Genomic DNA, 8,465 nt, shown 5'->3' with positions numbered 1-8,465 from the left:
CCCCCCACCGCTCGCCGTCGCATCCGGCGGAGCCACCTCCGCCGTCACCGCTCCCGGCACCACCCTCGTCACCGGCGGCACCGGGACCCTGGCCCGGCACGTGGCCGCCCACCTCGTCACCCGGCACGGCGTCCACCACCTGCACCTGCTCAGCCGCCAGGGCCCGCACCACCCGGGGGCCGCCCGCCTGGTCCACGAACTGACCGGCCTCGGCGCCAGCGTCGCCATCACCAGCTGCGACAGCACGGACCGGGACCAGCTCACCGCGGTGATCGACCACATCGACCGGACCGGTCACCCGGTCACCGGCGTCATCCACACCGCGGGGGCGCTCCGGGACACCACCCTGACCAACCTCACCGCAGCGGATCTGCACGCCACGTTGAACCCGAAGGTGGACGCCGCCTGGCATCTGCACGAGGCCACCAGGAACCGGCACCTCACCCACTTCGTCGTCTTCTCGTCCAGCTCGGGGACCATCGACACGCCGGGTCAGGGCAACTACGCGGCGGCGAACGCGTTCCTCGACGCGCTCGCCCAGCACCGCCGGGGCCTCGGCCTGCCGGCGACCAGCACGGCGTGGGGCTACTGGACGCAGCAGACCGGCATGACCGGCCACCTGACCGAGGTGGACCGGGCCCGGATGGCCCGTGCGGGCAGCCTGGGGCTGGCGACCGAGGAAGGGCTGGCCCTGCTCGACGCGGCGCTCACCCACACCCATCCGAATCTCGTCCCGGTCAAGCTCCACCTGCCCACGCTGCGCAGCCAGCCACGCGTACCCGCGATCCTCAGCGCCCTGGTGGGCAGCCCCACCCGGCGTGCCGCCGGGGAGGAGGTGGCCGGCGGGCGGTCGCTCGCCGAGCAGCTCGCGGCGCTGCCCGCGGGCGAGCGGCCCCGGCTGCTGCTGGACCTGGTCCGCGGGCACGTGGCGGTGGTGCTGGGTCAGGGCTCGCCCGCCTCGGTGCCCGCGGGGTCACCGTTCAAGGATCTCGGGTTCGACTCGCTGACCTCGGTGGAGCTGCGCAACCGGCTGCGGACCGCAACCGGCCTGCAGCTGCCGGCCACCCTGGTCTTCGACCACCCGACGCCGGTGGCGGTGGCGGAGTACCTGGCCGGGCAGCTCGCGCCGGCCGAGCAGGCGCCACCGACATCCGTACTCGCCGAACTGGATCGGGTGGAGGCGGCGCTGGCGGTGGCCGCGCTGGACGACGCGGAGCGACGCCGGGCGGAGGACCGGCTGCGCGACCTGCTGCGCCGGCTGGACGGCCTGCGGCCGGCCGGCGCGGACCTCGAGGACCTCGTCGACCTGGAGTCGGCGAGCGACGAGGAGCTGTTCAGCGCGCTGGACAAGGAACTCGGCGGTTCCCCGTCGTGACCAGATTGATGATCGTTTCTGCCGGCTCCGACCAGGGGGACGCACGATGAACGACGAAGACAAGCTCCGCAGCTATCTGAAGCGGGCCACCGCCGACCTGCGGTCGACCCGGCAGCGGCTACGCGAGGTGGAGGACCGGGCCCACGAACCGGTGGCGATCGTGGGGATGGCCTGCCGGTACCCGGGCGGGATCGACACCCCGGAGCAGCTGTGGGACCTCGTCGCCGGGGGCGGCGACGCGATCGGCCCGTTCCCCACCGATCGGGGGTGGGAGCTGGAGTCCCTCTACGACCCCGACCCGGACTCGCCCGGCACCACGTACGCCCGCGACGGTGGGTTCCTCACCGACGCCCCCGGCTTCGACGCCGCCTTCTTCGGCATCAGCCCACGCGAGGCGACGGCGATGGACCCACAGCAGCGGCTGCTGCTGGAGACCGCCTGGGAGGCGGTCGAGCGGGCCGGCCTCGACCCGGCCAGCCTGCGGGGCACCGCCACCGGGGTGTTCGCCGGGGTGATCTCGCAGGACTACCTGGCCCGGATGAGCGAGCCGGACCCGGACCTGGAGGGGTACCTGGTCACCGGCAACTCGGGCAGCGTGGCCTCCGGGCGGATCGCGTACGTGCTGGGGTTGGAGGGCCCGGCGGTCACCGTGGACACGGCGTGCTCGTCGTCGCTGGTGGCGATGCACCTGGCCGTGCAGGCGATCCGGGGTGGCGAGTGTGACCTGGCGCTGGCCGGTGGGGCCACGATCCTCGCCCTGCCGCGCCCGTTCATCGAGTTCAGCCGGCAGCGGGGCCTGGCACCGGACGGCCGGTGCAAGCCGTTCGCCGCCGCCGCCGACGGCACCGGCTGGGGCGAGGGCGTCGGCCTGCTCCTGCTGGAACGGCTGTCGGTCGCCCAGCAACGCGGGCACCGCATCCTCGCCGTGATCCGGGGCTCGGCGGTGAACCAGGACGGCGCCAGTAACGGGCTGACCGCGCCCAACGGTCCGTCCCAGGAGCGGGTGATCCGGCAGGCCCTGGCCAACGCCCGGTTGACCCCCGCCGACGTGGACGTCGTCGAGGCGCACGGCACCGGCACCACCCTGGGCGACCCGATCGAGGCGCAGGCGCTGCTGGCCACGTACGGGCAGCAGCGGCGGGACGGGCAGCCGCTCTGGCTGGGGTCGGTGAAGTCGAACATCGGGCACACCCAGGCCGCCGCCGGGGTCGCCGGGGTGATGAAGATGGTCCTCGCGATGCGGCACGACCTGCTGCCGCGCTCGCTGCACATCGACGCGCCCAGCCCGCATGTGGACTGGACCGCGGGCGCCGTCCGGCTGTTGGACGAGGCCGTCGACTGGCGGCCCAACGGCCACCCGCGCCGGGCCGGGGTGTCGTCGTTCGGGGTGAGCGGCACCAACGCCCACCTGATCATCGAGGAGCCGCCGGCCGGGGAGGCGGGTACGGACGGCGCGGTGCCGGCGGGCGCTTCGCCCGCCGGGTCGCCGGCCGACGAGATGGCGGCGGACGGCGCCGCGACCGCCGGCGATGGACCGGCCGGCAGCGGGGACGAGCAGACCGGGCCGACGTCCGCCCCGGCCGACGGCAGCGAGCCGGCGGATCTGCCCGGCGGCGGGTGGGTGCCGTGGCTGCTGTCGGCGAAGACCGAGACCGCGCTGCGGGAGCACGCCCGCCGGCTACGCGACTGGGTAGCCGGCGCCGAGGACCTCGACCTCGCGGGGGTGGCGCACGCCCTGACCCACCGCACCCTGTTCCCCCACCGCGCCGTGGTCCTCGGCCGCACCGTCGACGAACTGTCCGAGGCGCTCACCGCCCTGGCCGACGGCACCGAGCACGACAACCTGACCGTCGGTGAGGCCCAGGACGGCGGGAAGGTCGGCTTCATCTACCCCGGCCAGGGCAGCCAATGGCCCGCCATGGCCCACCAGCTCTACCGCACCTCACCCGTCTTCCGTCACCACATCGACCGCGTCGACACCGCGCTGCGTCCACACACCGGATGGTCCCTGCGCGACGTCATCCTGGAACGGCCGGAGGCGGCCAGCCTGGACCGGGTGGACGTCGTCCAACCGGCGTTGTTCGCGGCGACGACGGCCCTGACCGCGCTGTGGCGGCACCACGGCATCGAGCCCGACGCCGTCATCGGCCACTCCCAGGGCGAGATCACCGCCGCTCACGCCGCCGGCGCGCTGACCCTCGAGGACGCCAGCCGGCTCATCGCCCACCGCGGCCGCGCCCTCACCACCATCGAGGGCACCGGCGCGATGCTGGCCGTCACCGGGCCGACGCCGAGCGAACTCACCACCCTGCTGGCCGACCTGCTCCCGCAGCACGCGCCCGAGCTGCACCTCGCCGCCCACAACGCCCCCACAGCCTGCGTTCTCTCCGGCAGCACCACCGCCATCGAGGCGGCACATCAGGCCCTCACCGAACAGGGCCACCAGGCCAGGATCATCCCGGTCAGCTACGCCAGCCACTGCCCCCACATCGACCCGCTGCACGCGGAACTGACCGGCGTGGAAACGACTCCCCGGACCAGCGACACCACCTTCTACAGCAGCACCCGCCAGGGAGTGCTCCCCGGTGATGAGCTCACCACCGGCTACTGGTGGGACAACCTCCGGCAACCGGTCCACTTCCACCCAACCCTCCAGCAGCTCATCACCGACGGACACCACACCCTCATCGAGATCAGCCCCCACCCGCTGCTCGCCCCCACCATCGACGACGACATCACCGCCATCCACACCCTGCGCCGCGACACCGACCCCTGGCACACCCTGCTCACCAACACCGCACTCCTGCACACCCGCACCACCCAGCCCATCACCTGGACCCACCTCCTCCCCCAGGCCCGGACGGACGTCACTCCGCCGACCTATCCCTTCCAGCACCAGCGGTTCTGGTCGACCGTCGCGCCGGCCGCCCACCCCGGGCGGCTCGGGCTGCGGGCCACCAGCCACCCGCTGCTGCCCGCCACCCTCACCACCGCCACCGGCGGCGAACACCTCTTCACCGGGCACCTCTCCCGTCGGTCGCACCCCTGGCTCGCCGACCACACCATCGCCGGCGTCGGGCTGCTGCCGGCCACCGCGCTGGTCGAGGCCGCCCTGCACGCCGGCGCCGTCGCCGGGTACCCGCTGCTGGAGGAGCTGACCCTGGAGGCGCCGGTGCCGGTCGCCGACGGCGGTGCCGACCTCCAGGTCACCGTCACCGGCAGCGACCAGCCGGGACGGCGTACGCTCGCCGTCCACACCCGACCGGCCGACGACCCGGACGCGCCGTGGACCACCCACGCCACCGGCCTGCTCGCCGGGGAGGACGAACCCGCGCCGGAGCCGCTCGGGGCCTGGCCGCCCACCGGCGCCGAGCCGGTCGACCTGGCCGGGGCGTACCCGCGGCTGGCCGAGGCGGGCTACCGGTTCGGGCCGGCGTTCCAGGGACTGCGCGCGGCCTGGCGCTCCGGCGACGACCTGCACGCCGAGATCGCGCTGCCCGAGCAGGTGGACGGCACCGGCTACGCGGTGCACCCCGCGCTGCTGGACGCGGCGTTGCACCCGGCGCTGCTGGCCGTCCTGGACGACGACGCGGACACCGTCCGCCAGGCGTTCGCGTGGGAGCAGGTCCGCCTGCACGCCACCGGCGCGACCGTTCTCCGGGTACGCCTCACCCGCCGGTCACCGGAGCGGCTCGCGCTGACCGCGTACGACCCGGCCGGGGAGCCCGTGCTCAGCGCGGCAGGGGTGCTGTCCCGGCCGACCAGCGGCGCGCGGCTCGCCGCCGGAGCCGCCCGGCCGGACCGGCTGTTCCAGCTGGACTGGACGCCCGTCGCGCCGGCGCAGGCCGAGTCGACCGCGTCCTGGGTGCTGCTCGGCGACGACGCGGCGGCGGTCGGACTGCCCGACGTACCCGTGGTCGGCGACCTCGCGGCGGTGCCGTCCGGGACGGCGGTGCTGGTGCTGCCGCTGCCCACCGACGACGACGAGGACGTGCCGGCGGCCGTGCACCGGCGGACCAGCGCGCTGCTGGGCACGGTGCGGGCCTGGCTGGCCCGCGAGGAGTTGGCGGACAGCCGCCTGGTGGTGGTCAGTCGCGGCGCGGTCGGCACCGGGGCCGGCGATCCGGTCACCGACCTGGCCGGGGCCGCCTGCTGGGGACTGCTGCGCTCGGCCCAGACCGAACACCCCGACCGGATCGTGGTGGTCGACACCGACCGGCACCCGGACAGCCTCGCGGCGCTCGCGGTCGCCGTCGGCACCGCCGCGGTCCGGGGCGAGCCGCAGCTCGCGTTGCGGGCGGGCGGGCTGCACGCGCCCCGGCTGACCCCCGCCACCGCCGAACCGGCCGCCGCCCCGCCGTTCCGCCCCGACGGCACCGTGCTGATCACCGGCGGCACTGGCGCGCTCGGCCGGCTGACCGCCCGGCACCTGGCCGCCCGGCACGGCGTGCGGCACCTGCTGCTGGCTGGCCGGCGTGGCCCGGAACACCCGGACGCCGAGGCGGTCGTGCGGGAACTGGGTGAGCTCGGGGCCACGGCGACCGTGGTCGCCGCCGACCTGGGTGACCCCGCCGCGGTCCGGGACCTGCTGGCCCGCGTCGACCCGGCGTACCCGCTCACCGCGGTCGTGCACGCGGCCGGGGTGACCGACGGCGGCCCGGTGGACCGGCTCACCGACGACCAGCTGCACCACGTGCTGGCGCCGAAGGTCGACGCCGCCTGGCAGCTGCACCGGCTCACCGACGCGCACCTGGTGCTCTACTCCTCGATCGCCGGCAGCCTGAACACCAGCGGGGTGGCCAACTACGCGGCCGCGAACGCCTTCCTCGACGCCCTCGCCGCCCACCGGCGCGCGCAGGGCCGCCCGGCCACGGCGCTGGCCTGGGGCTACTGGGACGTCGAGACGGGCATGAGCGGGGCCATGTCCGACGCCGACCGGCGGTTGCTGGCCCGGGCCGGGCTGGCCGCGCTGCCCGTCGAGGAGGCGGTACGGCTGCTGGACACCGCGCTGGCCACCGATCGTCCGGCGCTGGTGCCGGCCGGCCTGGACCGGGCGGCGGTCCGCGCCCGGGCCCGGGGCGGGGACCTGCCGGCCGTGCTGCGCGCGCTCGCCCCGGCCGGGCTCCGCCAGGCCGCGGCGACCGCCCCGGCCTCGGCGTCCCCGCTCGCCGGGCAGCTCGCCGGGCGTGCGCCGGACGACCAGCTTTCCCTCCTGGTCGACCTGGTCCGGGCGCACGTCGGCGCGGTGCTCGGGCACGTCGACCCCGCCGGCCTCGACGTGGGGCAGGACTTCAAGAGCCTGGGCTTCGACTCGATGACCGCGGTGCAGCTACGCAACCGGCTGCGTACCGCCACCGGGCTGCGGCTGCCCGCCACGCTGGTCTTCGACCACCCGACCGTCCGGGCGGTGGCCACGCTGCTGCGCGGCATGCTGCTCGACCTGCCCGCCACCGGCCCGGCCGTCACGGCCGCCGCGACCGGCACGGCGGAACCGATCGCGATCATCGGCATGGCCTGCCGCTATCCGGGCGGGGCCGGCTCGCCCGAGGAGCTGTGGCGGTTGCTGGCCGCCGGCGTCGACGCGGTCGGCGAGTTCCCCACCGACCGGGGCTGGGACCTGGCCGCCCTGTACGACCCCGACCCGGACACCCCGGGCACCACGTACGCCCGGGCCGGCGGGTTCGTCCGGGACGCCGCCGAGTTCGACCCGGCCTTCTTCGGGATCGCCCCCAAGGAGGCGACGGCGATGGACCCGCAGCAGCGGCTGCTGCTGGAGGCCGCCTGGGAGAGCATCGAGCGGGCCGGCATCGACCCGACCACGCTGCGCGGCACCGCCACCGGCGTGTTCACCGGCCTCACCCACCAGGAGTACGTGAGCCGGCCCGGTGCCGCGGCGGACGCCGAGGGTTACCTGCTCACCGGGAGCACCACGAGCGTCGCCTCCGGCCGGGTGGCGTACGCGCTGGGTCTGGAGGGGCCGGCGGTCACCGTGGACACGGCCTGCTCGTCGTCGCTGGTCGCGCTGCACTTGGCCGCCCAGTCGCTGCGGGGCGGGGAGTGCGAGCTGGCGCTCGCGGGCGGGGTGACCGTGATGGCGAGCCCGACCGGGTTCATCGAGTTCGCCCGGCAGCGAGGGCTGGCCGCCGACGGCCGGTGCAAGCCGTTCGCGGCGGCGGCGGACGGGTTCGGCTTCGCCGAGGGCGTCGGCCTGCTGGTGCTGGAGCGGCTGTCGGTCGCCCGGGAACGGGGGCATCAGGTCCTCGCCGTGATCCGGGGTTCGGCGGTGAACCAGGACGGCGCCAGCAACGGGCTGACCGCACCCCACGGCCCCTCCCAGGAGCGGGTGATCCGGCAGGCCCTGGCCAGCGCCGGGTTGACCCCGGCCGACGTCGACGCGGTCGAGGCGCACGGCACCGGCACCACCCTCGGCGACCCCATCGAAGCCCAGGCGCTGCTCGCCACGTACGGGCAGCAGCGGCGGGACGACCAGCCACTCTGGCTCGGGTCGATCAAGTCGAACATCGGCCACACCCAGGCCGCCGCCGGCGCCGCCGGCATCATCAAGATCGTCCTCGCCCTCCGCCACGGCCTGCTGCCCCGCACCCTGCACATCGACGCCCCCACCCCCCACGTCGACTGGGACAGCGGCAACGTCCGCCTCCTCGACCAGCCCATCGAATGGACGCCCAACGGGCACCCCCGCCGCGCCGGCGTCTCCTCCTTCGGCATCAGCGGCACCAACGCCCACGTGATCCTCGAAGAAGCACCCGCGACGGAGCCGGTCGCCGCGCCGGCCGACCCGTGGGACGGGTGGGCGGCGTGGGCGCTGTCGGCGAAGACCGACCGCGCGTTGCGCGAACGCGCGGCACACCTGCTCGGCTGGCTAGCCGACCACGAGGACGTCCCGCCGGCCGCGGTCGCGGACGCCCTGGCCCGGCGTACCCGGTTCGCGCACCGGGCGGTGGTCACCGCCGCCGACCGCGCCGACTTCGTCGCCGCGCTGACCGCACTGGCCAACGGCGAGCCGCACCCGCACCTCAGCACCACCATCGCCAGCGGCGACAGCGGGAAGCTGGCGTTCTGCTTCACC

General features: G+C 75.6%; 2 protein-coding genes. Both read left to right on the top strand.

Features of this window, described 5'->3' with window-relative positions:
• On the top strand, positions 1 to 1,375 hold a 1,375-nt coding region (locus EFE23_RS26765; RefSeq protein ID WP_123243661.1), incomplete at its 5' end, for a type I polyketide synthase.
• Between the two features lie 46 nt (positions 1,376 to 1,421).
• On the top strand, positions 1,422 to 8,465 hold a 7,044-nt coding region (locus tag EFE23_RS29195; RefSeq protein ID WP_123243660.1), incomplete at its 3' end, for a type I polyketide synthase.

This window comes from Micromonospora solifontis, assembly GCF_003725545.1.
In the GTDB taxonomy this organism is placed as follows: Bacteria; Actinomycetota; Actinomycetes; order Mycobacteriales; family Micromonosporaceae; genus Micromonospora; species Micromonospora solifontis.
Note: the sequence above shows the minus strand (reverse complement) of the source record. Positions and strands in the feature narration are given on the sequence as shown.